The sequence below is a fragment of the Sphingopyxis sp. C-1 genome (genome assembly GCF_001047015.1).
In the GTDB taxonomy this organism is placed as follows: Bacteria; Pseudomonadota; Alphaproteobacteria; order Sphingomonadales; family Sphingomonadaceae; genus Sphingopyxis.
The window spans coordinates 2,055,306-2,075,522 of sequence record NZ_BBRO01000001.1 but is presented as its reverse complement, the minus strand read 5'-3'; the positions used below and the strand labels follow the sequence as shown (position 1 = coordinate 2,075,522).

The 20,217-nt window shown below is 61.6% G+C and carries 34 protein-coding genes, 1 tRNA gene and 1 pseudogene; 10 read left to right on the top strand and 26 right to left on the bottom strand.

All coding sequences use genetic code 11. From position 1 onward, the window contains the following. Window positions 1–4 precede the first annotated feature (4 nt). The 7 genes from SC1_RS09750 to SC1_RS09720 form a co-directional block, all read right to left on the bottom strand. Window positions 5–781: a TatD family hydrolase gene (locus SC1_RS09750; RefSeq protein ID WP_062180713.1), complete on the bottom strand. Its 777-nt coding sequence runs from the start codon at window positions 779–781 to the stop codon at window positions 5–7. Continuing rightward, on the bottom strand, window positions 782–2,371 hold the full coding sequence (gene metG, locus SC1_RS09745) for a methionine--tRNA ligase (protein ID WP_062180710.1): 1,590 nt from the start codon (window positions 2,369–2,371) through the stop codon (window positions 782–784). It abuts the gene before it with no gap. A gap of 38 nt (window positions 2,372–2,409) precedes the next feature. Further along, window positions 2,410–3,399, bottom strand: coding sequence for a DNA polymerase III subunit delta' (locus tag SC1_RS09740; RefSeq protein WP_062180707.1), 990 nt, complete (start codon window positions 3,397–3,399; stop codon window positions 2,410–2,412). Next, the gene (tmk, locus tag SC1_RS09735; protein ID WP_062180704.1) at window positions 3,387–4,010 is read right to left on the bottom strand and encodes a dTMP kinase; all 624 of its coding nucleotides are present in this window, start codon (window positions 4,008–4,010) and stop codon (window positions 3,387–3,389) included. Before tmk ends, SC1_RS09740 begins: the two co-directional genes overlap by 13 nt. 75 nt (window positions 4,011–4,085) lie before the next feature. Beyond that, window positions 4,086–4,994 (bottom strand): D-alanyl-D-alanine carboxypeptidase family protein, encoded by a 909-nt coding sequence (locus SC1_RS09730; RefSeq protein ID WP_193749148.1) that lies wholly within the window; start codon window positions 4,992–4,994, stop codon window positions 4,086–4,088. A gap of 72 nt (window positions 4,995–5,066) precedes the next feature. Then, the gene (locus SC1_RS09725) at window positions 5,067–6,041 is read right to left on the bottom strand and encodes a septal ring lytic transglycosylase RlpA family protein (protein ID WP_062180697.1); all 975 of its coding nucleotides are present in this window, start codon (window positions 6,039–6,041) and stop codon (window positions 5,067–5,069) included. After that, on the bottom strand, window positions 6,025–7,020 hold the full coding sequence (locus SC1_RS09720; protein WP_062183893.1) for a lytic transglycosylase domain-containing protein: 996 nt from the start codon (window positions 7,018–7,020) through the stop codon (window positions 6,025–6,027). Before SC1_RS09720 ends, SC1_RS09725 begins: the two co-directional genes overlap by 17 nt. Window positions 7,021–7,233: 213 nt before the next feature. On the opposite strand from SC1_RS09720, the gene SC1_RS09715 reads away from it, so the two are divergent. After that, window positions 7,234–7,323, top strand: a tRNA-Ser gene (locus SC1_RS09715). Window positions 7,324–7,338: 15 nt separating this feature from the next. On the opposite strand, the gene SC1_RS09710 is transcribed toward SC1_RS09715, so the two are convergent. The 19 genes from SC1_RS09710 to SC1_RS09635 all read right to left on the bottom strand — a co-directional run bounded on the left by SC1_RS09710 (window position 7,339) and on the right by SC1_RS09635 (window position 16,882). Next, a complete protein-coding gene (locus SC1_RS09710; protein WP_062180694.1) occupies window positions 7,339–8,400 on the bottom strand; it encodes a tyrosine-type recombinase/integrase in 1,062 nt (353 codons plus the stop codon). Further along, window positions 8,397–8,567 carry a hypothetical protein gene (locus SC1_RS22210; protein ID WP_193749147.1) on the bottom strand — a complete coding sequence of 57 codons (171 nt, stop codon included), beginning with the start codon at window positions 8,565–8,567 and terminating at the stop codon, window positions 8,397–8,399. Before SC1_RS22210 ends, SC1_RS09710 begins: the two co-directional genes overlap by 4 nt. A 217-nt stretch (window positions 8,568–8,784) precedes the next feature. Beyond that, complete coding sequence (locus SC1_RS09705; RefSeq protein WP_062180692.1) at window positions 8,785–8,997, bottom strand: hypothetical protein; 213 nt, start codon at window positions 8,995–8,997, stop codon at window positions 8,785–8,787. A gap of 34 nt (window positions 8,998–9,031) precedes the next feature. Beyond that, window positions 9,032–10,141: an RNA-guided endonuclease TnpB family protein gene (locus SC1_RS09700; RefSeq protein ID WP_062180689.1), complete on the bottom strand. Its 1,110-nt coding sequence runs from the start codon at window positions 10,139–10,141 to the stop codon at window positions 9,032–9,034. Beyond that, window positions 10,141–10,458 (bottom strand): Lar family restriction alleviation protein, encoded by a 318-nt coding sequence (locus SC1_RS09695; RefSeq protein ID WP_062180686.1) that lies wholly within the window; start codon window positions 10,456–10,458, stop codon window positions 10,141–10,143. Before SC1_RS09695 ends, SC1_RS09700 begins: the two co-directional genes overlap by 1 nt. After that, window positions 10,455–10,919 carry a hypothetical protein gene (locus tag SC1_RS09690; protein ID WP_152682356.1) on the bottom strand — a complete coding sequence of 155 codons (465 nt, stop codon included), beginning with the start codon at window positions 10,917–10,919 and terminating at the stop codon, window positions 10,455–10,457. The genes SC1_RS09695 and SC1_RS09690 overlap by 4 nt, the downstream gene beginning before the upstream one ends. 75 nt (window positions 10,920–10,994) lie before the next feature. Beyond that, a complete protein-coding gene (locus SC1_RS09685; RefSeq protein WP_062180680.1) occupies window positions 10,995–11,381 on the bottom strand; it encodes a recombination protein NinB in 387 nt (128 codons plus the stop codon). Continuing rightward, on the bottom strand, window positions 11,374–11,712 hold the full coding sequence (locus tag SC1_RS21575) for a DUF968 domain-containing protein (RefSeq protein ID WP_083435777.1): 339 nt from the start codon (window positions 11,710–11,712) through the stop codon (window positions 11,374–11,376). The genes SC1_RS09685 and SC1_RS21575 overlap by 8 nt, the downstream gene beginning before the upstream one ends. Continuing rightward, window positions 11,712–12,122, bottom strand: coding sequence for a single-stranded DNA-binding protein (locus SC1_RS09675; protein WP_062180675.1), 411 nt, complete (start codon window positions 12,120–12,122; stop codon window positions 11,712–11,714). Before SC1_RS09675 ends, SC1_RS21575 begins: the two co-directional genes overlap by 1 nt. Beyond that, a complete protein-coding gene (locus tag SC1_RS09670; protein ID WP_062180672.1) occupies window positions 12,122–12,832 on the bottom strand; it encodes an ERF family protein in 711 nt (236 codons plus the stop codon). The genes SC1_RS09675 and SC1_RS09670 overlap by 1 nt, the downstream gene beginning before the upstream one ends. Beyond that, window positions 12,829–13,236, bottom strand: a complete 408-nt coding sequence (locus tag SC1_RS09665; protein ID WP_152682355.1) for a hypothetical protein — start codon at window positions 13,234–13,236, stop codon at window positions 12,829–12,831. The genes SC1_RS09670 and SC1_RS09665 overlap by 4 nt, the downstream gene beginning before the upstream one ends. Beyond that, entirely contained in the window at window positions 13,229–13,711 is a 483-nt protein-coding gene (locus tag SC1_RS21570; protein WP_238586644.1) for an HNH endonuclease, read from the bottom strand. Before SC1_RS21570 ends, SC1_RS09665 begins: the two co-directional genes overlap by 8 nt. A gap of 147 nt (window positions 13,712–13,858) precedes the next feature. Then, window positions 13,859–14,131 carry a hypothetical protein gene (locus tag SC1_RS09660; protein ID WP_062180667.1) on the bottom strand — a complete coding sequence of 91 codons (273 nt, stop codon included), beginning with the start codon at window positions 14,129–14,131 and terminating at the stop codon, window positions 13,859–13,861. A gap of 180 nt (window positions 14,132–14,311) precedes the next feature. Continuing rightward, the gene (locus tag SC1_RS22205) at window positions 14,312–14,449 is read right to left on the bottom strand and encodes a hypothetical protein (RefSeq protein ID WP_193749146.1); all 138 of its coding nucleotides are present in this window, start codon (window positions 14,447–14,449) and stop codon (window positions 14,312–14,314) included. Between the two features lie 14 nt (window positions 14,450–14,463). Further along, window positions 14,464–14,673 (bottom strand): hypothetical protein, encoded by a 210-nt coding sequence (locus tag SC1_RS09655; protein WP_062180664.1) that lies wholly within the window; start codon window positions 14,671–14,673, stop codon window positions 14,464–14,466. Further along, complete coding sequence (locus SC1_RS09650; protein ID WP_062180661.1) at window positions 14,666–14,941, bottom strand: hypothetical protein; 276 nt, start codon at window positions 14,939–14,941, stop codon at window positions 14,666–14,668. Before SC1_RS09650 ends, SC1_RS09655 begins: the two co-directional genes overlap by 8 nt. A 1-nt stretch (window position 14,942) precedes the next feature. After that, window positions 14,943–15,665 (bottom strand): pentapeptide repeat-containing protein, encoded by a 723-nt coding sequence (locus SC1_RS22550; RefSeq protein WP_062180659.1) that lies wholly within the window; start codon window positions 15,663–15,665, stop codon window positions 14,943–14,945. A gap of 81 nt (window positions 15,666–15,746) precedes the next feature. Continuing rightward, window positions 15,747–16,133, bottom strand: coding sequence for a Rap1a/Tai family immunity protein (locus tag SC1_RS09640; protein WP_062180656.1), 387 nt, complete (start codon window positions 16,131–16,133; stop codon window positions 15,747–15,749). A 20-nt stretch (window positions 16,134–16,153) separates the two neighbouring features. Next, window positions 16,154–16,882 (bottom strand): XRE family transcriptional regulator, encoded by a 729-nt coding sequence (locus SC1_RS09635; protein ID WP_238586643.1) that lies wholly within the window; start codon window positions 16,880–16,882, stop codon window positions 16,154–16,156. Between SC1_RS09635 and SC1_RS09630 the strand changes: the two genes are divergently transcribed. The 9 genes and pseudogenes from SC1_RS09630 to SC1_RS09595 all read left to right on the top strand — a co-directional run bounded on the left by SC1_RS09630 (window position 16,881) and on the right by SC1_RS09595 (window position 20,178). After that, window positions 16,881–17,108, top strand: coding sequence for a helix-turn-helix domain-containing protein (locus tag SC1_RS09630; RefSeq protein ID WP_238586642.1), 228 nt, complete (start codon window positions 16,881–16,883; stop codon window positions 17,106–17,108). The two genes, SC1_RS09635 and SC1_RS09630, sit on opposite strands and share 2 nt — an antisense overlap. Before the next feature lie 3 nt (window positions 17,109–17,111). Beyond that, window positions 17,112–17,621, top strand: a pseudogene (locus tag SC1_RS22645) (HNH endonuclease); the annotation flags it as partial. Window positions 17,622–17,636: 15 nt separating this feature from the next. After that, window positions 17,637–17,876: a hypothetical protein gene (locus SC1_RS22420; RefSeq protein ID WP_062180650.1), complete on the top strand. Its 240-nt coding sequence runs from the start codon at window positions 17,637–17,639 to the stop codon at window positions 17,874–17,876. Continuing rightward, window positions 17,860–18,267, top strand: a complete 408-nt coding sequence (locus SC1_RS09620) for a hypothetical protein (RefSeq protein ID WP_152682354.1) — start codon at window positions 17,860–17,862, stop codon at window positions 18,265–18,267. The genes SC1_RS22420 and SC1_RS09620 overlap by 17 nt, the downstream gene beginning before the upstream one ends. After that, window positions 18,264–18,590: a LexA family transcriptional regulator gene (locus tag SC1_RS09615; protein ID WP_062180644.1), complete on the top strand. Its 327-nt coding sequence runs from the start codon at window positions 18,264–18,266 to the stop codon at window positions 18,588–18,590. Before SC1_RS09620 ends, SC1_RS09615 begins: the two co-directional genes overlap by 4 nt. Then, complete coding sequence (locus SC1_RS09610) at window positions 18,587–18,901, top strand: hypothetical protein (protein WP_062180641.1); 315 nt, start codon at window positions 18,587–18,589, stop codon at window positions 18,899–18,901. Before SC1_RS09615 ends, SC1_RS09610 begins: the two co-directional genes overlap by 4 nt. Before the next feature lie 127 nt (window positions 18,902–19,028). Continuing rightward, on the top strand, window positions 19,029–19,364 hold the full coding sequence (locus SC1_RS09605) for a hypothetical protein (RefSeq protein WP_238586641.1): 336 nt from the start codon (window positions 19,029–19,031) through the stop codon (window positions 19,362–19,364). Then, on the top strand, window positions 19,361–19,552 hold the full coding sequence (locus SC1_RS09600; protein WP_062180638.1) for a hypothetical protein: 192 nt from the start codon (window positions 19,361–19,363) through the stop codon (window positions 19,550–19,552). The genes SC1_RS09605 and SC1_RS09600 overlap by 4 nt, the downstream gene beginning before the upstream one ends. Then, a complete protein-coding gene (locus SC1_RS09595) occupies window positions 19,549–20,178 on the top strand; it encodes a hypothetical protein (protein ID WP_062180635.1) in 630 nt (209 codons plus the stop codon). The genes SC1_RS09600 and SC1_RS09595 overlap by 4 nt, the downstream gene beginning before the upstream one ends. Window positions 20,179–20,217: the final 39 nt, after the last annotated feature.

Here is a 20,217-nt window from a genome sequence, read left to right as displayed (position 1 = left end):
GACGTCATGCTACCGCCTTATTGAAAAGCGAATAGAAATTGGCGCTCGTCGCCGATGCAAGCGCGTCGGGATCTTCGTCGCGAAGCGTTGACAGAAACGCGAGAGTATCGGCGACAAAAGCCGGCTCACCGGCCTTGCCGCGATGCGGGACGGGGGCAAGGAAGGGGGAATCGGTTTCGATCAGCAGCCGGTCCTGCGGCAGCCATTTGGCTGTCGACTGGAGATCGGCGGCGTTCTTGAACGTCACTATGCCCGAGATCGAGATAAAGAACCCAAGGTCGAGCGCCTGCCGCGCGAAATCATCACTGGCGGTGAAGCAGTGGATCACGCCTGGGAAGGTAGCCCTGTCCATCTCTTCGCCGAGCAAGGCCAGAGTATCAGCTTCGGCATCGCGCGTGTGAACGATGATCGGCAGGCCGGTTTGTTGCGACGCGTGAATATGACGGCGGAAGCTATCCTGCTGCCGCATGCGGTCGCTCTTGTCGTAATAGTAATCGAGCCCGGTTTCGCCGATCCCGATCACTCGCTGATGCCTCGCGCGTTCGACAAGCTTGGCGGTATCGACGTCGGGGTGGTGGTCCGCATCATGCGGATGGATGCCGACACTGGCCCAGACGTCGGCGTTCGCTTCGGCGACGGCAAGAACATCGTCCCATTCGCTTTCGCGCGTCGCGATGTTGAGCATGGCGGTGACGCCGCGCGCACGGGCGCGTTCGAGCACTTCATCCTGCTGTTCGGCGAGGCCCTTATAGTTGAGGTGGCAGTGCGAATCGACGAGCATTCAGGCCTCCCCTTCCCCCCCATTGTCCTCGGCTGGCAGTTCCAGGCGTGGGAAGATCGGTACGGGCTGACCGACCACAAAGCCGCTGGCAACGAGCTTCGCGAACCAGTCGTTGTCTGCCAGCGCGTCAAAATCGCGCGCGTCGTCGGCAATGCCAATCTGGTCGAGTAATGCGTCGGCGGCCGCCGGTACGACGGGCCGGATGGCGATCGCGAGCGTCCGCACCGCTTGAAACAAGGTCATCAGCACGGCGCGCATGCGTTCGGGGTCGGTTTTACGCAGCGCCCAGGGGGCCTGCGTATCGACATATTGGTTGCAGGCGAACACCGCGCGGATCCAGTCCTCGATACCTACCGAGAAAGCGAGTTGCTCGAATTCGCGCGGCAAGCGGATCGCCGCCATTTCGGCGAGATCTGTGAGCAGGTCGACGTCATCCTGCGCCGGTGAATAGTCGGCCGAAATCTTGCCGTCCAAATTCTTGAAAATCATCGACAAGCTGCGCTGTGCAAGATTTCCGAAGCTGTTCGCGAGGTCGGCGTTCGCGGTGCGCACGATCGCCTCGGCCGAATAAGTACCATCCTGTCCGAAGCTGACTTCGCGGAGCAGGTAATAGCGCAGCGCGTCGACGCCGAACTGATCGGCAAGCACCATAGGATCGACCACATTGCCGAGCGATTTCGACATTTTCTCGCCGCGGTTGAGCAGAAAGCCGTGGCCGAACACCTGTTTCGGCAGCGGCAGGTTCGCGCTCATCAGGAAGGCCGGCCAGTAAACCGTATGAAAACGAACGATATCTTTGCCGATCATATGGATATTCGCCGGCCAGAACTTGCTGAAATCACTGGCGGGGTTCGGGTAGCCCAATCCTGACAAATAGGTGGTCAGCGCGTCGACCCACACATACATCACGTGCCCCGGTGAACCCGGCACCGGCACGCCCCAGTCGAAGCTGGTGCGCGAGACGCTGAGGTCCTTGAGACCGCCTTCGACGAAGCGCATGACCTCGTTGCGACGGCTTTCGGGGCGGATGAAATCGGGTTGCTCGTTGTAGAGCGCGAGTAGTTTGTCCTGATATTTGGACAGACGGAAGAACCAGCTTTCCTCGACGGTCCATTCGACCGGCGTACCTTGCGGCGATAGGCGAACGCCCCCTTCCCCGTCGACCAGTTCGCTTTCGTCGTAAAAAGCCTCATCGCGGACCGAGTACCAGCCCTCATAACGGTCGAGATAGAGGTCGCCGTTCGCCTCCATCGCGCGCCAGATCGCCTGCGACGCTTCATGGTGAGCGGCATCCGACGTACGCATGAAATTGTCATAGCTGATATTCAGCCTGGCATACATCTCACGGAAATATCCCGACATTTCGTCGGCGAGATCGATCGTAGCGCGGCCTTGGTCACGCGCGGTCTGGAACATCTTAAGCCCATGTTCGTCGGTCCCGGTGATTAGCCGCACGTCGCGGCCGCGCGCGCGCTGGAAGCGGGCCATGACGTCGGTCGCGATTGCTTCATAAGCGTGACCGATATGCGGGCGGCCATTGGGGTAGCTGATCGCAGTGGTGATATAGAAGGGGTCTTTGTTTTCGGACATGCGCGCGCCTTAGCCGCTGGGGCGCGCGAGGGAAAGCGTCAGCGTGTCGTCTGCCCTGTCCTTGGCGCCAATTCGGCGAGGCAGTTACCTATTTCGAACCCCACCATCGCACCGTCGTAGGAACCTCGGATCGCATCACGGACCGTGCGCTGGACGCGGTCCCATTGGGCGAGAACGGGCGCGATCTCCGCAACCGGACGGTCGCGTGCGAGGCGCGCCAGCAGCCCCGGAACAATGTCGATCACCAGTTCGAGCCGGGCGCGATTGCTTGTCCCGCCAACTTCGCGAGCGAGCGCCTCACGCAACCGGTTCTCGGGATCGCCGCTCGCCGCAATCGCAAGCAGCTTTTTTTCCATCGCCGTGACATCGCTGTCGATCAGCGCGAGCGCCTTGCCCGGCACACCGCCCGAAGCGGCAACGATCGCGCGTACTTCGGCGATTTCGAGCATCGGGCGCAACTCGCCCAGCCACGCTGTCATGACGTCACGATCAACCGGCTGAAAACGTAGCATTCTGCAGCGCGACCTTATGGTCGGCAACAAGCGTCCAGGTGAATGGCTGACGAGCAGGAACAGCGTCTTTGCCGGCGGTTCCTCGAGCGTCTTTAGCAATGCGTTGGCGCCGTCGGTTTCCAGATCGTCGACCGCATCGACGATGATCACGCGCCACTCGCCGAGCGACAGAGACAGATGAAGGCGGCGGATCATCTGCCGCACCTGCTCGATCGTGATGTTGCGAGCGAGCTCCTTCGCCTTGTCCTTGGGCTGGCGTGCGAGACGGAGGATTTCGGGGTGGTTTCCGGCGTCGACAAGCCGGGCCGCGGCATCGTCGCCGTGGTCGTCGAGGGTCACCGATTGTCCGTCGCCGCCGCGTCCGTGGGTGACGAGAAAGCGTGCTACACGTTCGGCAAAGGCGCCCTTCCCCATCCCCTGCGGCCCGGCCAGAAGCCAGGCGTGGTGAAGACGTCCGCCTTGCCAGGCCTCGACAAAGGCCTTTTCGGCGTCCTGATGGCCGATCATGGCAGCCATTCCGCAAGCTCAGCGAGGATCGCCGCAGTCACCCGTTCAGCGGGAGCGTCGGCACCGACGATCCGCCAGCGAGCAGGCTCCGCCTCCGCCATTTCGACAAAACGTGCCGCGAGCCGCGCCTGATAGTCCGCAGGCTTATTGCCCATGCGGTCGCTGCCGCCACGTTCGGTCAGCCGCCGCGCCGCCTCGTCGGCACTGACGGTGAGCAGAAAGGTCCGGTCGGGCAACAAGCCCATCGAACCGAAGCCGTGAAGCGTCAGGAGGTCGGCGTCGGTGATGCCGCCGCCGCCGCCCTGATAGGCGCGGCTCGAATCGACGAAGCGGTCGCAGAGCACCCACGCGCCGCGATCAAGCGCCGGGCGGATCGTGCGTGCGACATGGTCGGCGCGCGCCGCGGCAAAAAGCAATGCCTCGCTCCGAGCGTCCCAGCGATCGTCGCTTCCCTCCATGAGCAGCGTGCGGATCGCTTCGGCGCCCATGCTACCGCCAGGTTCGCGCGTCGCGACTGTCTCGATACCAAGCGCCTCGAGCGCGGCAGCAAGTGCGCGAATTTGCGTCGATTTACCGACCCCTTCGCCGCCCTCAAGCGTTATAAAACGACCGCGCGTCATGTCGCTAACCCAAAGAGCTGGTGGATGGGATGCTGCCCGTGCATCGGTCGGCGGTAGCCCGCCTTGGGACCTTTGTCATCTGCGCGTAGCGGCTGCCCGGTCTTTCGACGCAGCGGAGCGCCGGTCCTGTACAGTTGTCCCGGCGCCGCCATCGGCAAAACCCCAGCTCATCAGCCGCTCGGCCTCGTCGCGGCGCGCTTTTTCGGTTGGCATGCCGGCAACAATCATGATCAGCCGACGCCCATCGCGCTTTGCCGAGCCGAGGAAACAATAGCCCGCCTCCGACGTATGTCCTGTCTTCAGGCCATCGGCCCCCGCGAAGCGGCCGAGGATCGGATTGCGGTTCGCCTGGATGATCGGTTTTCCTTCCGGCGAGGTGCCATGCCGGAACTTCGGAATCGAAAAATAGCGCGCATAGTCGCCCGGATGGTCGCGGATCAGCCGCTCGGCGAGCAGGACCATATCGCCTGCGCTGACTTTGGTCACTCCGCCGTCAGGCCAACCGCTCGGCGTTCCGAAATTACTCGACGACATACCAATTCGCGTCGCTATCCCATTCATTCTTTTGACGAAAGCGGCCTCGCTGCCGTCGATGCCGACCGCGAGAACCGCTGCGGCGTCGTTCCCCGAAACGGTGATCAATCCTTTGAGCAAATCGTCAACCGAGACCTTTTCGCCCGCGCTCAGAAACATGCTCGAACTGCGGCTCCGCGCGCTCCATGTCTTCCATGTCGCCTCTTCGACAGTCAGAAGCTTGTCGCGCGACAATTGGCCTCGTTTGACGAGGTCGAGGACGACATAGGCCGTCATCACCTTCGCCATAGACGCCGGAGCAAAGCGCTTGTCGGCGCCGCGGGAAAACAGCACTTTTCCCGTATCGAGATCCTTGAGCATCACGATCGGGGCCTGCGTAACATAGGCCGCAGGTGCCGCCGGCGCGCTCTTTGGGCGAACGTCTTCGGCTGCTGCCGCCGGAAGGTTCAAGATTAGCGCAAGCAGGCCCAGCGAGGCTGCGATGCCTCTCAAAACGGTGGTCGGCCTGCCCATACCTGCCCGTCAGCGATCGCGCTGGACGACCGCATCGCGGAAGCCCTTCGCCTTCACTTTGCCGAGCGCGCCGCGCGCTTCGGCGTCGCTCGCGAAAGGACCGACGCGCACACGCCACAGATTGCCTGCTTTCGTCACGTGGCCGCCGACCGATTTCGCCGCTGCGTCGGCGCGGCTTTCCACGCTGAAGGCGCCGACCTGCACCACAAACTTCCCGGCGACAGCGGGGGCTGGTTTAGTGGTAGGCTTGGGCGCCGCCTTGGTCGTTCCCGGACCTTCGACAACAAAGCGGTCGTCGCCGGGTTTGGCCTTGCCCGATGCGATCGGCGCAGCGGGCTGCGCGGTAACGGGTGCGGCAACAACCGCCGCTTTCGGAACGGGTAGCGCCTTTGCCTTGTTACGCAGAATTGCCAGCAGCGATTCGGGCGTCGCGATGCGTTCGGGAACGGGTTTGCCCGAGCGAAGCTGCGCGCGTTCGGCGACGGGCGGGTTAGTCCGACGCACCCGCACGGCGGAGAGGCCGTCGGTGAGCCCGAGTTGTTCGGCGGCGCCGCGTGAGAGGTCGATCAGCCGGTCGCCGACCATCGGCCCGCGATCGTTGACGCGCACCAGAATCGTCCGTCCGGTATCGAGCGCGGTGACCTCGACATAGCTCGGCAACGGCAGCGTCTTATGCGCCGCGCTGATTGCCGCAGGATCGAACGCCTCGCCATTGGCGGTCGGCTTTCCGGCCAATTCCTCGCCATACCAGCTTGCATAGCCGACATCATCATAGTCAGGGATGTCGGCGGGCGTATAGGTCACGCCGCCGATCGTGTATGGATCGCCGAGCTTTACCGGAACATCGACAACACCGTTTGCGGCCGTCGCCGGCGTCGGACTTGCCGTCGGGCCGCCTTCGCGCTTGCCATCCGTAATGCCACAGCCGGCGAGCATCAGCATCGCCCCGGCCATCAGGCCCCCGCCCTTAACGATCGATTTCATCCGCCAGCAACCCCACAGACAGTGCGTAAAAATTGGAACAATTATAGTCCAATATCGCGCGATAGTTACCGGTCAGCAAATAAGCGGTGCGACCGGGGCCGTCCGGTTCGAGCAGCGTCGCCTGTACATTGCCGTCGGGCCAGCGGCCGCCGACCGGTTGGATACCGTCGGCGCGCCATTCCGCCATCGAACGCCAGCGGCTGTGCCGGTCGAAAACGCGCGGACAGCGCGTGGGGGTCAGGCGATTGGCGACCGCGCTGCGGTTGAAACCCGCAGGTACGGTCACTGCGACGCCCCATGGCTGGCCTGCGCGCCAGCCAGCGCGGCGAAGGTAGGAACCGATCGATTCGATGGCGTCGGCCTCACTTGACCAGATACGCGCGACGCCGTCGCCGTCGCCGTCCTCTGCGACCTGTAGATAGACCGAGGGCAGGAACTGCGGATAGCCGAACGCGCCGGCCCAACTGCCCTTCAGCGCGCTGCGCGGCACGCCGCGCTCGACCATTACCATCGTCGCGATAAGCTCGGGTTCGAAGAGGCTGCGACGGCGGCCTTCATAGGCGAGCGTCGCAAGCGCTTCGGGCAAGTCGAAATTGCCCGTCACCTGTCCATAGGCGGTTTCATGGCCATAGATTGCGATCATAATGCTCGTCGGGACGCCCGTGCGCGCCTCGATGCGCGACAGCAGCGGCAGCAGCCGGTCGTGGACGCGGCGCCCGCCGCCAATGCGCGCGGCATCGACATGCTTCGCCTTATAGGGGGCGAATGACGGGATCGGGGTGTTCGGGCTCGGTGGGCTGCCGAGATTGTCGCGGTCGAGCGCAACGACGCGCGCGTTGTACGCGAGCCCTGCCGTCACGCGGTCGAAGGTGGTGCGCGAGACGCCGCGCGCCTGCGCCTTTGGCCACAGCGACTGAACATAGGCGTCGAAGCTGCCGTCGACGCCCTGCGCGTGAAGCGGGGCCGAGGCGGTGAGCATCCATGCCGACAGGAACGCCGTAGCAAATTTGAAAAGGCGTCCGATTCTGAAACGTATAGCGTGCATCATGTCCCCACCCATAGGACGGGTGTCGCACAGATGCGAGCGGCTTGGCTAGGTCGCGGCGGGATGAGCCGATTCATTCGCGCGATGGATCGAGCCCGCAAGGTTTCGCTTGCCGCTGGGCGCCCGCGCGCTATGGGGGCGGCGCAAGGACAGGTGGCCGAGTGGTTTAAGGCAGCGGTCTTGAAAACCGCCGTGGGTGCAAGCTCACCGTGGGTTCGAATCCCACCCTGTCCGCCATTGTCAAGAGAAATGTTACGCATTTTGGCCGTCCTTAGCCTGAGGTTTGGCGAACCGCTTAGATACGTTCGCCAATGCTTCGTCTGCCATCGTGCGTTTATTCGCCGACGAGGCGTAGTGCGAAAACACGCGATCCGACTTGTGTCCGGTGACTGCCCTGCCCTGCTGATTGGTCGCTCCGGACTCGGCTAGGCGACGCGACATGGCTTTACGCAGACCGTGCGCTCGGCATGTTTTCGGCAAGCCCGCTTCCTCGACCTTCTCGGCGAACCAGTTGCCGAATCCGTTGGCCGTGTAGGGCTTGCCCCACTTGGTTTGCAGATAGGTGCCGGTCGTATCGGCAAACGGGGCGATGATCGCTTCCAGCTCAGCGTTTATCGGGATCGAAGTTTCGGCGTCGTTTTTGCCGTGCTCCAGGTCGAGCCGGTCGCCGACCCGATTGTCAGGCCCGACTTTCACCATGTCCGACCGGCGGAGCGCGGTATGCAGAAGCAAGCCCATTGCCAGCCGCTCGCGCGTGCCGATGGGCCATTTCTTCTCGTACTGCTCTATCTCTTCCTCGGTCCAAGCGTGAAACCCCTCCCCTTTCTGCTTGTAAGCGTCGGTGAAGGCGACGGGGTTATGGCTCATCAAGTTCATCTTGATAGCCTGTTTGAATAGGCGGCTGAGCGCCTTACGCAGATTGTTTGCAGCCGCTGGCGTCGATTCCATGCCTGCCAGTTTCTCGTCGATGACCTCGGTGGTGATGTCGACGATCTGGTGATGGCCGTTGCCAGTGCGGAAGCGCTCAAGGATACCGCGATATGTCGCCTTGCTGCTCGGCTTCTGCGCCTTCCATCGCGGCGTGCGGTAGAGCGCGGCTATAACCGCATCGACCGTACCGGCGGCGAACCGCGGTTCCGGCGCGGGCTTCTCAGCCGCCTTCGCCAGAAGATATTCCCCCATGAACTCAGGCGTCCCAGGCTCACTCTTGAAATGGTAAGTCGGCAGTCCGGTCTTGCGAAACCGATAGCGCTTCTTCTTGTGCCGGTCGCGATACTCGGTCACGTTGTCGGGGAGCCATTTGCGGCGGGTCATACCAGCTTGATCTTTTCTCGGTCGTTGGCGGGCTCGGTGTTTCCGCAGATAATCTCGATTTCCCCATTAGGGCGCAAGATGACGCGCGGGTGATCGAAGCCGGCGCACTTCGCAGCCTTCATCGCCCGTTGCAGATCCGATTGCTTGAAGCGCGCCGGGGCCGTCATCCGGTCCTCCGCGTCAGGGATGCTGCTCCGCGAAAACGCCGAAGGCGGTTGAGGCCGTAGGCCAGCAGCCCGCCCGGACGCCCGTAATCGGTCGTCCACCACCCCCTACGGGGTTCAGGCAACATAGGAAGGATAGGACCGCGAGCGCGTTCCTTCTGCCACTGGGTGGAATAACCTTCGCGGCGGGTGGCTTTAAAAATACGGTCGGTGTGACTGGTCACCAATTTGGCTCCTTCACTCGGCGGCCGATGTGCAATTCGGTTCCGCGCAGACTCGCCCGGTGATAGACCTTCAGCGAGCCGTCCTTGAACAGGTCGGCGATGGCCGGCGTTACGGGCATACTGGCATAGAGCGAGCGATCTCGGTTGTAGACGAGGGCCGCCGGCTCGTCCTCCGTCGACATGATCGGCCGCTGAATCTTGACGATCATGGTTCACCGGCTCCTTGATAATGCAATGTGCCGGTCATGCCGCCACCTTTCCGGGAATACGCTCGCCGCAACCGGCCACGTTAGCTTCCCCGCGATCTTGCACGACCGCGCGCAGCAGGACGACTTTCGCCGCTGCTACGTCTCTATCCTCGACACAGCCGCAGGGGCACCGATGCTCGCGTTGCGACAGGGCCTTGGGCTCAATCGCGCCGCACTCCGGGCACGTCTGCGAGGTGTAACGAGGGTCAACCTCCACGAAGCGTCCACCGGCTCTCTCGGCCTTGTAGCGCAGGAAGTTGAATAGCTTTGTCCAACTCGCGTCGTTGACGCTGCGAGCGAGATTGCTTGCCGCCAGACCTTTAACATTCAGCGCCTCTACGGCGATCATGCCGAAGCGGTTGGCGATGCTGGCGGAAACCTGATGGAGATGCGTGTCGCGGGTACGACGAATTTTGAGGTGGGCAGCCGCAAGCGCTGACTTCACCTTGCCGCGCCGCTTCGACCCTCGCTTGCATCGAGCCAAAGCGCGCTGCTTGACGCGCAACTTCCGCATAGCTCGAAGGTACGGGCGGGCATTGTCGATCATCTCGCCCGTGGACAGCGCGGCTAGCGTGTTTAGGCCGGCGTCAATGCCAACGGGCGGGCGATCGTTCGCCGCGGCGCATTCCACTTCCACGACGAGAGAAACATACCAGTGCCGCCCCTCGCGCTTGATGCGAGCGATCTTCGGCTTCCCGGGGAGCGTGCGGTGCATGTGAAGGCGAATCTTGCCAATGCCCTTCGCACGGAACTTGCCGCCATCAATTGCCCAGCCCTTCGCGTCCGCAAAGGCGATGGTCTTGAACCAATCTCGCCCTTTGAAACGCGGGAAGCCGCCTCGCTTAAAGAAGGCCTTATATGCGAGGTCTAGAGCTTTCAGCGGCGCAGACTCCATGCCCCAGGTATAGGGCGTGCCATCCTGCCGAAGCTGGGTAAGCGCCGCGGTCTGGTCGAAATAGGTCCGGCCCTTGCCGGTCTTGCGGTAGCAATCGATGCGCTCCTCAAGAGCGGCATTGTAGAGCTGGCGGCTATGTTCCAGTGCTGCACGCAGACGACCATGCTGGGCGCGGGTCGGGAGAAGCCGATAGCGATATGTCAAGATCATCACGCCTCCCCCTCTCCCGCATCTCCGGATAGCGCCGAAGCCCCGTCATATTCCTGCCCTAGCCGTTGAAGGTCGGACAGCGCCGAAGGGGTGAGAGCGGCGCGGGTGTTCCATTGTTCGATGGCCGTGTCGCGCGGCACTGACCAAGCTTGGTCGCGGATCAAGTCACAGGGCGAGCAGATCGCGAACCATGCGGCATTCAGCGGCTCTCCTGTTTGGTAATTCACGTCCTGCCGTAGCTCGGCTGGCCCGCCGCAAAACGGACACGGCAGCAATTCGGGCGTCACCGGCAACAGCGCCTGCGTTTTGCCAGTCACTTCCCGCCTCCCCGGTTCTTCGCCGCCTTGCGGTCGCGAGACCGTTTAAGGGAGTTGCGCCATTTCTGGGCGTCGGCTTTCAGGGCCTCCCACTCGGATTGCGGAACAGGTGCCACATTGCCCGTGCGTTGCATTTCATCGCGATAGCCTTCCAGCCAGACGCGCATCTCTTCGGGCAGGTCGACGCCTTCCCAGCCATCCTCGGGGCACGGGCCGGTGTATTCGCGGATGATGGCGAGCAGATCGGCGGCCCATTTCGGCCACGGTCCTGCCAGCGCCTCGTCGCGCTCGTCGGTGAGTTTCGCAATCTCCTCCACCTGCTTTGCGAGGTCGGTGGCGGCGAGTTTGAACTTGGCTTCCCACTCCTTCGACGAATCCCGCCAGTTATCTCGGGCCTCGTTGGCGCGTTTCAGGCCGGCAGCGTATTCTGCGATCTCCGCTTCATGGGTCTTGCGAAACATGATGGTTCCGGGTTTCAAAAACATCGTAAATTGCGCGGCGCTTGTTGGGCTAGACCCGCGTCTCCCTTGAGAAAACTAGGCGGCGATCGGTTGTGGTTCCGACCAGCGAATTTGATGTTCAGCGCCAAACGCGAGCATGAAGTCGATCATCGAAGTCATCTGCTTCTTGGTCATCTGCGAAGACCGGAAACCTTGGGGGAACGGGCGTCCGTCCAACCCCTCCAGGAACTGACATTCCCAGCCGCAGGCGTTCATAAAGATGGCCTTCCAGTCGTCTGGCGTGTGCATCCGGCCCATCGGCTTCTGGTGGCTGATATCGGTGAGCATGGCCCACATGCGGTCGTTCTGCTCGGCCGTGCGCTTGGGCTCTGCGAGGGTCACGACGTAGCCGTCAGGCGCACGGGCGATGAGGCTTTGGGCGCGTGTTCGTTGCTCGCCGCTGATGAGGGTGATCTTATGCATGTTCGACCTCCAGCTTATGGCGGTGCGGGCTGGCCTTGAAAAATGCCGCGGCGAGCGTCTTGAGGCTGATTCCGTGCTTGCGCTCGAAAGGGCCTTCGCCGATCCGGTGCTGCTCGGAATGACAATCCCGACACAAACTCACGCACCAGCGATCTGACGGCTTCATGCCCATGCCGCCGTCCGTTCCTTCGCGGACGTGGGCGCATTCAATCCCCGCCGTTTCGCCACAAGCCGAACAGGCGTGTCCTCTTACCCAAGCCCGATGGCCGGGAGAGCGCTTACCTTTGTCGGCCTTGCCCGACTTGCGGGAGAGGCGGGGCGGCAGCGACATCAGAACGGAATTTCGTCTGACAGGTCATGGTCTGTGCCCATGCCGTTTTGGTTGCGGTGTCTGTTGTCAGATTCACCGGCGCCCTTGCTGTCGAGCAAGACCAGTTCGTTGACGTAGATCTCGGTCGTATATTTGTCGTTGCCGTCGCGGTCCTGCCATTTGCGGGTCGCCATCTTTCCGGCGATGAAGAGCTTGCTGCCCTTGCGGGTGTATTGCTCGACAACGCCGACGAGGCCGCCGCGGAGAACCGCGCTCACCCATTCGGTGCGTTCCTTTTTTTCGCCGGTCTGTTTGTCCTTCCATCGCTCGGAGACGCCGAGGCGGATATTCGCAACCTTGTCGCCGTTCTGGAACGATTTGACCTCAGGGTCGGCGGCGAGATTGCCGATAAATTCACAGCGGTTCAGCATTATACGGGCTCCAGTTGAGTTTCGAGAAGTTCGATGCGCCGGCTAAGCGGCGTGAAGCCGTCGGGCTGACCGGCCCAACCGTTCCACCAATCGGGATGGTCGCGCTCAGCTTGCGCTAGGAGGTCGGCGTGCGCGTTTTTCAGCACATACCATTCGTTCATGTCGGCCACCTTGCCCATCTCGGTTGCGAAGGCGCGGATTGCGGCCTCCAAGCCGGTGATGCTGGTGTATTTGCCGTCGAGCTTGCGGCCCGTTTGTCGCTGGGGCTCTTGGTTCGCATGCGGCTCCGCGCGGCCGTAGCTGGCAGCCGCTGCATTGCCGTCGTCATCTTCGGTCGGGACACCGAACGCCGACACCAGAGCATAGCGGCGGGCATAGGTCAGCGCCGAGCCGAACCCTTGGGCGTCGCGCTTGTTGGCCGGGACGAACAGGCTACCAAGGTCGAGCGCCTCGCCCGACGAGTGATGCAACGTCGTGCGGACGGTGACGCCATCGGCTGACGGCTCGCACGGCTGCATAAAGAACAGGTCGTGCTTGATCAGTGCGGGCTTGATCGCGGCAATGACAGACGAAATGTCGGCATATTTGCTCGCCCGCCCGCCCTGCTTGAACGCGGCATTTTCATTGGTCTTCGTGGCAGCTTCGATTTCACCGAATGCGGCTGCCATCGCGCTCGCGAGTGTCGTCGCCGCCTTTGCGGGTGCGTTCATGGGTTAATCTCCTTGGGTTGGGCGGCGGCCACGATGCGCTCAATCTGTCGATGAGCTTTCTCAAGAGCCTTTGTGATTTTCTCGGACCGTTCGTCCTCGATCACCCGGCGCAGTCGGCGGAACTCGCCTGCAACGCCGTTGATGCTGTCGCGGAGGCGCTCAGCAGCAGCCTTGTCGGTGAAGGCTGCGACAACAGACAGAATATGGCACTGGCGCGGGTAGCCGCCTTCGAATTTGATAATCGAAGGGCTGACCTTGATTGCCTGTTTCATCTCGACCGAGACGGCGTCGGACCGGTCGCCCTTGAAGATGATCCAGTCGCCCGCGTTAGCGATGCCACTCTGCGAAGACCCGGAGGGGCTGAGGTCCGAAGGACTGGCAGCGATGGTGCTCAATTTATCCATTCCAGCGCGCTCCTGATTTGATGCGCGAAACATGAGATTTGTTGATGCCGAAGCGTTTCCCGATTTCAGCGCAGCTTCCAGGCGCCTCGCGAATGGCTGCGACGTCCTGATCGGACAGCTTCGCCCTCGGGTGCCTAGAGCCAGCCTGATGGGTACCGTGAAGGCGCTTGTGTTCATTGTTCTCGCGATGCGTGGCCCATGCTAGGTTCGCGGCGGCGTTGTTGCCCTTGTCGCCATCTAGATGAGCGGCCTCATGGCTACCCGTGGATGGGCCGTGGAAAGTCAGGCAGACGAGGCGGCTAACCGAGTAGCGCTTCGACAAACCCGCATAGGACAGAAGCACGGTGCGGTAGCCATACCGGTCAACGTAACCTTTAAGCTCGCGGCCATCGCGGCGAATGCGACCGTCATCCGATACCTCGTAAGAGCGATAAGGGGAAAGCGGCAGACGCTTCCATGCCGTAGGCATCGCCATCATGAGCCAGCCCAGACAACAACAGCCAAGAAAGCAAAGGCCACAGTCGCCGGGTAGATCCACGACGGTATTGTAGCCCCGTGAAGAGGTAGCTCCCTCTGGATATGCTCAGCAGGAGGGAGTAAGCGGAGGTGGTGGGAGTATGCTTTACGCATTGGACGGCTCCTTTGCGGGAGCGCGGTTCATCAGCGCGATGGTTTCGCGGTCGAACTCGTCAGCAGGCGGAGGGGTGACTTTGCGGAAGCGGGCAGCAAGTGATTTCCGAAGGCGATGTCGCTCAAGGTGCTCAAATTCCGCTAGTTGAAGAACCAATCCGTTTTTCCCTACAGCTAGCTTGCTGACCGTGTAGACCCGACCAGGAACGGTGACGAAGCCGCCAACGACACACAGCGCCAGATCACCGACTTGCCAATCAGCCATCGTAATTCTCCAAAGTGCAGGTGCATTTGATTTCGTGGTCGCCACACGTCTGGCACGGCCAAGACAGGACAGTCGGCTCCGGCTCGTTAAGTCCGCAGAGGACGTCAGCGAAGATTGCCCATCCAAGGCTCTGGCGATCTGCAAGAGGCATGTCGGCGGCTGGCAGTGGGTGCGAGCGGATCATTTGAACGCTCCTCCGAAGTAGCAGGTGAAGAAAAATGCCAGCGCCGACAGAGAGGTGTGCAGCATGACAGTGCCGCTGCGACCGTCTTCAACTGCGTCCAGCGCAAGCCAGAGATGCACGACGAAAAACGGCATGAACGCAGCGCCGTTCACTTCCCCGCCCCCCGTCGAGCGATCATGGCATCCGCATAATCGTACGCGCAGACCGCCGCATCGTCGGGCGTGAGTTCCCCGTTGTGAGGCCACGCCAGAACCTGACCAGCGAACCAGTCGCGAAGGGTCATGCCCTCTGCGGGCTTGAGGTTCCAATTCGTGTTTCCGGTGTTCGGAAATGCGGGCGGGTTTGCGGCCTCAGTCATGACGCACTCCCGACAGAATATCAGCCAACACACTCTCTGCTTCGACACGAAGGTCGTCAGAGATGCGGTCGACACGATCCAGAACGAAGATAGCAAGGCGGACGCGCTGCTCGTCGTTGAGGCCAGCGGTCTTTGCCTTCGCTTCGTTGAGGCGGGTTTCAGCACGCTTAGCCTTGGCAGCGTAGAACGGGGCAAGGGCTGCCGCGCGGTCCTGCTCGATCTGGCGAGCGGTCGCTGCGAAGTCTGCTTGGGTGGGTACGGCGGTCATGTCAGTAGGCCTCCGCTTCGGCGCGGGTGATGAAGAAGTGGACGCCGCCAGAGCATTCCTCTTCCCAATCGGCCGACCAGTTAGGCGCCTCGACGCGCTCACCTGTGCGATAGACAAAATCACGGTCATGCTGCGAGCGGGCCTCATCGGCGCCGAATATTTCCAGAACCTCAGCGAACTGGGCGCGGCATTTGCGGCCATAGGCGTGCGAGCGCGGGGCGTCCTCGGGAATGCGCAGCTTCACGATTACGCTGTCGCGGCACTTCTTCCAGCCGATCAGCGCACCTTCGGGCAAGATGCGGGTCCGAGCGATAGCGAGGTCCGCATCTTTGGCACGCGACAGGTAGGCACCCGACAGGTAGGCACCCGACAGGTCGGCACCCGACAGGTAGGCACCCGACAGGTCGGCACCCGACAGGTCGGCACCCGACAGGTTGGCACCCGACAGGTTGGCACCCGACAGGTCGGCACCCGACAGGTTGGCACCCGACAGGTAGGCACCCGACAGGTCGGCACCCGACAGGTAGGCACGCGACAGGTTGGCACCCGACAGGTAGGCACCCGACAGGTTGGCACGCGATTTGATCGCCCACTTGATCGCCATGCCCAGCTTGACGCTCCAGCTCATGTCGGGGGTGACGGAGATTTCCGCCGTGACCTGCACCGCATTCGAGAAGCGGTTTCGGATTTCAAACTTCTCTAGGGTGCTTGTCTCTGCGGTCATCTTCGGCTCCAGCGTTTGTTTGCTGGAACCGGTATACCGATACGGTATTATGCTGTCAAACGGAAAATACCGTTATGGTATTTATTGCGGTCGCGGCCCCGGCTTTACCTGATACCCGTTGTCGCGGAAGGTAGCGTAAGTGCCATCTTTACAGGGGAAGGCCTCGCTCATGGCTACCACGAATATTGAAGGCATATATTGGTGGCGGTGCTTCGGATTTCGGCGCAAAAAATCTAACACGACGTCTAAGTATTGGCCATTTGTGACACCGTCTGGGGTGCAATAGGCGAGCTTACGCTGGGCCATAAAATCGGCCGCGGTTGCGTTGAGGTTCGGCGTTATCATGGTCGACAGGCCCATGACGTAGCCCACACAAACTCCGCCAAAAAAGTCGCCGCTCTTCTTTTCGCAGGTCACGAAAAAAGCGTTGCCGGTGCTGATCAGGTCAGCGCTCGCGCTCGTGGGCATCAGAGCAAGAAGTAGCGTTGCTACTCCGGTCGCACCGATGAGACGACGACGGCGGCGATGCGCGTTTCCACGATGTCGCCATCCTGACCCTTTAGCCGGAACGGCGCGTGGGCTGGATTGTTCGACCTCGGAACCAGCCATAATTCCCCCTCTCGCTCAACCAGCTCTTTTACCGTTGCTTCGCTCATCCCCATGTCATTCGTGCGTATCACAACAACGCGCTTTCCGGGAGCCGCTTCCGCTCTTCCGAAAAGGGAAACGCATTCGACGATGGTGCCAGGCGGGTATATTTCGTCCATGCTGTCACCGACGACACGCAAGCCGAAGCGATGTTCAATGTTGGCGGTGACGTCGGCGCGCCCATAGAACGTTTCCCATTCGTCGGCTGGGTTCTCTACTGCCGCGCGCCACACGCCCGCTGCGACTTCTCCCTTGACGAACAGGCGGGGGCCGACTGGTGAAGCTATATCGCCTTCAAGCAGTTCGGCAGCAGTTACACCAAGGACGCCGGCCAAGGCTTGGAGTTGGCCAAGGTCAGGCTCGCGCTTGCCCTTTTCCCACCGCTGAACGGTCGGCTGCTCAACGCCCATGCGCTCGGCGAGCTGCGATTGCGTCAAGCCGCGACGCTTCCGAATCTCGGAGAGTTTGTCCAAATACCCCATCGGCATAATATCGCCGCTGGCGAAAAATAGCGGAATATCCAGATTGGTATTGCGTTGACATACCGTTTCGGTATATTGCTCGTTCATGAGCACCTATTCAGACACCTTGAGAGCATTTCTGGCGGAGGGTGTTACCCACGCTGATTTGGCGGACAGTATCGGCAAGACGCAAGTAGCGGTCACCCGATATGCCGGTGGCGGGCGCTTCCCCGATGCTGACACGGCGCGAGCGATCGAAGCCGCAACCAACGGCAAGGTGCCGTTCGCCCTCTGGCGCAGCGAGTTCGAACAACGCTCTGGGCTGGCTGCCTAGCCCATGCCTCGGGGGGATCAAACACACCACACCAACGCCACTTCCCTCGGCGTTGACCGGGCTGGCTCCCCTCTGGTCGGGGGATGCCAGCCCACCAATTTCCCGCGTGTTTCTTCCTCTCGCGCGCTGGAGCCCCGAGAGCTTACTCCGTCCACTGGAGGCTCTCGGGGCGAACTTCACGACGCGTTCGGCAGTCATCGCCTGATTGCGCCCGAGGCCCAACACGATGTCGCGCACGATCTCGCCAATAAGCCGAGCGCGCGCATCCTCATCGGCCGAGCAATCCTCATCATTGACATTGGTGACTGGGAGAGGTTGAGCCACCTGCCGTGGCGAGCAGGGTTCCAATCCCGCAGAACGGTGATCACACGACAGGTTGGCTCTTCTGGCGGCCAGCGCCGAAACATTTACATCTATCAAGACATTCTGGGGGTCACTCCCGCTGACGGATGGGTTGACCACATTAATGGCGACCCCCTCGACAATCGACGCTGCAACCTTCGCGTCTGCACGCCCGCACAAAACTGCATGAACCGCAGCCCCGTTGCGGGGAAGGCTGTGCCCTACAAAGGAGTGACGCGCAAAAGGCGTCGTTTTGCCGCCAAGGTCGGCGGCAAACTGGTTGGCGTCTACGGCACGGCTGAAGACGCAGCCCTCGCCTACGACGCAGCTGCGCTCGACGCCTACGGGCAATTCGCGTGGCTGAACACTGATCATTTCCCTGAAATAGCTCAGACCAAGGAGGAAAATCTTGCCGCGCGATATTGATATTTCCGCTCGCCAGAAACGGGCGCAGCAAGACATGTTCCGTGAGGCCGAGCGCCGGGGCATCACCGTCAAGGCAATCCACTACGATACCGGCATCAGCCAAGACACGATCCGTTCGTGGGTGCGCGGCGAGGCGGTCATGTCGATCGCTGGCCTATTCTCGCTGGTCGGCGTCATCCCTGACGATCTGCTCTCGATGCTGCTCCCTGAGCGCCGTGCAATCGTCCGGCTTCCCGATGGCATTGACCACGACGATTTCGAGGATCGTTGCCGCGACTTCTTGGGCACCAAGGGTCAGGCGCACCATCCTGACAGCCCCGCTGGTCGCGAACTTTCCGACTGCGAAAAGGACGTGCTCGACCGCAAGGTCGTTGCGCTGCGTGCAGCATGATGGGCCTCACCCCCAAGCAGCGCGAGTGCCTCGATCTCATTGGGGAGCGCATGGCAGCCGATGGCGTCTGCCCATCCTATCAGGAGATGGCCGATGCGCTCGGGCTAAAGGCTAAGTCCGGCGTTCACCGCCTCATCGATGCTCTGGAATATCGCGGGTACGTTCGCCGGGTTCCCAACTTCGCGCGCGCAATCGAAATCCTTGAGACGCCCCGCCCCATTCTCGCGCCGGTGAAGGCACGCCCTCTGCTGCGTGAGGATACTGACGTCTTGATTGCCGAAATCGAGGCTCGCGGCTTCCATGTCGAAAGGGCCGCGGCATGACCGTCACGATTCCTATCTGGCTCGCCCTGATCGCCCCTCCTGTGTTCGGGATCATCGGATTCCTCGCCTGTGCCTGTCTCACGGCGGGCAAGGTGTCTGACGATCAAGGGGATTACGAAAGCGCCGCGCACTGGCAGGCCCTGTGGAGGCACGCGCTCGATACGTCGATTGACAATGCCGCTGCCCACAGCCGAGCAGCCAGCCTCGCTTCCGCCAAGGAAGCCCGTATTGACCGCGCACTGGAGCAAGTGACCCCCGGCGCTAACGCCACGGTCCAGCGGATCGCGCGCATCCTCAAAGGTGAAGCATGATCGCCCGCCTCATCTTCCGCCTCCGGATGCTCCGCTTCCCCAAGGCCCCTACCCACCCCCGCAACCCAGACGGAACATACCAATCCCGTCGAGACTGGCGCCTCCAGCGTATGCGGGAGGGAATGCGGTGACGATCGAGATGCCTTTCCCGCCGGCCACTCTGTCAGGCCATGCCAATGGCCACTGGCGCACCAAGGCGAACGAGACAAAGAAGTTTCGTCAGCTCGCGCGGGTCTTGACCAAGGCGGCGGGGGTCAAGACCCCTGTTGCAGGGGATATCCCTATCGCCGTCCATTTTTACCCGCCCAATCGCCTTAGCGACCGGGTGAACTTCCCTGTTCGCATGAAGCCGATATTCGACGGCATCGCCGACGCGATGGCGGTAAACGATCGCCGGTTCCTCCCGTCGTTCCATTTCCACGACCCCGAGATCCCGCCGCGGATCGTGGTGGAGGTTGGATGATGAAGACAGCAACGCCACCGCGCGGCCTTACGGCAGATGAATGGAAGGCGGAGATGGCTTTCCAAGTGTTCTGCGCGCTTCGCAGAGCAGCCGACGCCGAACCGCTGCTTCTCGAAAACACCTATTATGATGCGCTTCTGAGGGAGGTGCACAGCGACTTCCAGGCCGCGTTCGCGAGGTCTGTATGAGCGCCCGCTGGTTCCGCTTCTACGCCGACGCCATGCGTCATCCCAAGGTGGCTAAACTGCCCGACCAAACCTTTCGCCTGTGGGTGGAATTGCTCTGTGTCGCAGCTGAAAACGACGGGCATATCCCGCCCGCCGATGACCTGAAACACATGCTTAAGAGACGCTTAGACCACCTCTTAAGGGGCCTTCAAGACCTCTTAAAGGCCTCGTTAATAGACCCATTAGAGGTTGGTTATCGGCCTCACGGGTGGGACAAAAGGCAATATAAATCAGACGTTTCCACAGATCGCGTTCGCAAACATCGCACAAAAGGAAACGTTTCAGAAACGGCCCCAGATACAGAAGCAGAGACAGAGTTACCTATTCCTAACGGAATAGGGGCTGCGCCCGATGCGGATAAGCTCTTTTGGGAGAACGCCAAGGCTTACCTCGCTCCGCACTCGAAAGACCCCGGCAAGCAGATCGGCAAGTGGATCAAGGATTGCGGCGGCGACAAGGCCGCTGTGGCTCGGGCGATCGGTGAAGCACAGGTCAACCGGGTGGTGGATCCAGTCTCATACATTTCTCGGCTCATCCACCGGCAGAAGGAGGGCAACGACGGCAAGGTCGATGCCTTCTGGGGGTGAGCGATTTCAATCCGACGCGTGCCGGGAAATTCACCTGCC

Coding starts and splice junctions, on each gene's coding strand:
- SC1_RS09750 (WP_062180713.1), bottom strand. CDS start 781: ATGCTCGTCGATTCGCACTGCCACCTCAACTATAAGGGCCTCGCCGAA.
- metG (WP_062180710.1), bottom strand. CDS start 2,371: ATGTCCGAAAACAAAGACCCCTTCTATATCACCACTGCGATCAGCTAC.
- SC1_RS09740 (WP_062180707.1), bottom strand. CDS start 3,399: ATGGCTGCCATGATCGGCCATCAGGACGCCGAAAAGGCCTTTGTCGAG.
- tmk (WP_062180704.1), bottom strand. CDS start 4,010: ATGACGCGCGGTCGTTTTATAACGCTTGAGGGCGGCGAAGGGGTCGGT.
- SC1_RS09725 (WP_062180697.1), bottom strand. CDS start 6,041: ATGAAATCGATCGTTAAGGGCGGGGGCCTGATGGCCGGGGCGATGCTG.
- SC1_RS09720 (WP_062183893.1), bottom strand. CDS start 7,020: ATGCTCACCGCCTCGGCCCCGCTTCACGCGCAGGGCGTCGACGGCAGC.
- SC1_RS09710 (WP_062180694.1), bottom strand. CDS start 8,400: ATGACCCGCCGCAAATGGCTCCCCGACAACGTGACCGAGTATCGCGAC.
- SC1_RS22210 (WP_193749147.1), bottom strand. CDS start 8,567: ATGACGGCCCCGGCGCGCTTCAAGCAATCGGATCTGCAACGGGCGATG.
- SC1_RS09705 (WP_062180692.1), bottom strand. CDS start 8,997: ATGATCGTCAAGATTCAGCGGCCGATCATGTCGACGGAGGACGAGCCG.
- SC1_RS09700 (WP_062180689.1), bottom strand. CDS start 10,141: ATGATCTTGACATATCGCTATCGGCTTCTCCCGACCCGCGCCCAGCAT.
- SC1_RS09690 (WP_152682356.1), bottom strand. CDS start 10,919: ATGTTTCGCAAGACCCATGAAGCGGAGATCGCAGAATACGCTGCCGGC.
- SC1_RS09685 (WP_062180680.1), bottom strand. CDS start 11,381: ATGCATAAGATCACCCTCATCAGCGGCGAGCAACGAACACGCGCCCAA.
- SC1_RS21575 (WP_083435777.1), bottom strand. CDS start 11,712: ATGTCGCTGCCGCCCCGCCTCTCCCGCAAGTCGGGCAAGGCCGACAAA.
- SC1_RS09675 (WP_062180675.1), bottom strand. CDS start 12,122: ATGCTGAACCGCTGTGAATTTATCGGCAATCTCGCCGCCGACCCTGAG.
- SC1_RS09670 (WP_062180672.1), bottom strand. CDS start 12,832: ATGAACGCACCCGCAAAGGCGGCGACGACACTCGCGAGCGCGATGGCA.
- SC1_RS09665 (WP_152682355.1), bottom strand. CDS start 13,236: ATGGATAAATTGAGCACCATCGCTGCCAGTCCTTCGGACCTCAGCCCC.
- SC1_RS21570 (WP_238586644.1), bottom strand. CDS start 13,711: ATGGCGATGCCTACGGCATGGAAGCGTCTGCCGCTTTCCCCTTATCGC.
- SC1_RS09660 (WP_062180667.1), bottom strand. CDS start 14,131: ATGGCTGATTGGCAAGTCGGTGATCTGGCGCTGTGTGTCGTTGGCGGC.
- SC1_RS22205 (WP_193749146.1), bottom strand. CDS start 14,449: ATGCCGTTTTTCGTCGTGCATCTCTGGCTTGCGCTGGACGCAGTTGAA.
- SC1_RS09655 (WP_062180664.1), bottom strand. CDS start 14,673: ATGACTGAGGCCGCAAACCCGCCCGCATTTCCGAACACCGGAAACACG.
- SC1_RS09650 (WP_062180661.1), bottom strand. CDS start 14,941: ATGACCGCCGTACCCACCCAAGCAGACTTCGCAGCGACCGCTCGCCAG.
- SC1_RS22550 (WP_062180659.1), bottom strand. CDS start 15,665: ATGACCGCAGAGACAAGCACCCTAGAGAAGTTTGAAATCCGAAACCGC.
- SC1_RS09640 (WP_062180656.1), bottom strand. CDS start 16,133: ATGCCCACGAGCGCGAGCGCTGACCTGATCAGCACCGGCAACGCTTTT.
- SC1_RS09630 (WP_238586642.1), top strand. CDS start 16,881: ATGAGCACCTATTCAGACACCTTGAGAGCATTTCTGGCGGAGGGTGTT.
- SC1_RS09635 (WP_238586643.1), bottom strand. CDS start 16,882: ATGAACGAGCAATATACCGAAACGGTATGTCAACGCAATACCAATCTG.
- SC1_RS22420 (WP_062180650.1), top strand. CDS start 17,637: ATGAACCGCAGCCCCGTTGCGGGGAAGGCTGTGCCCTACAAAGGAGTG.
- SC1_RS09615 (WP_062180644.1), top strand. CDS start 18,264: ATGATGGGCCTCACCCCCAAGCAGCGCGAGTGCCTCGATCTCATTGGG.
- SC1_RS09610 (WP_062180641.1), top strand. CDS start 18,587: ATGACCGTCACGATTCCTATCTGGCTCGCCCTGATCGCCCCTCCTGTG.
- SC1_RS09600 (WP_062180638.1), top strand. CDS start 19,361: ATGATGAAGACAGCAACGCCACCGCGCGGCCTTACGGCAGATGAATGG.
- SC1_RS09595 (WP_062180635.1), top strand. CDS start 19,549: ATGAGCGCCCGCTGGTTCCGCTTCTACGCCGACGCCATGCGTCATCCC.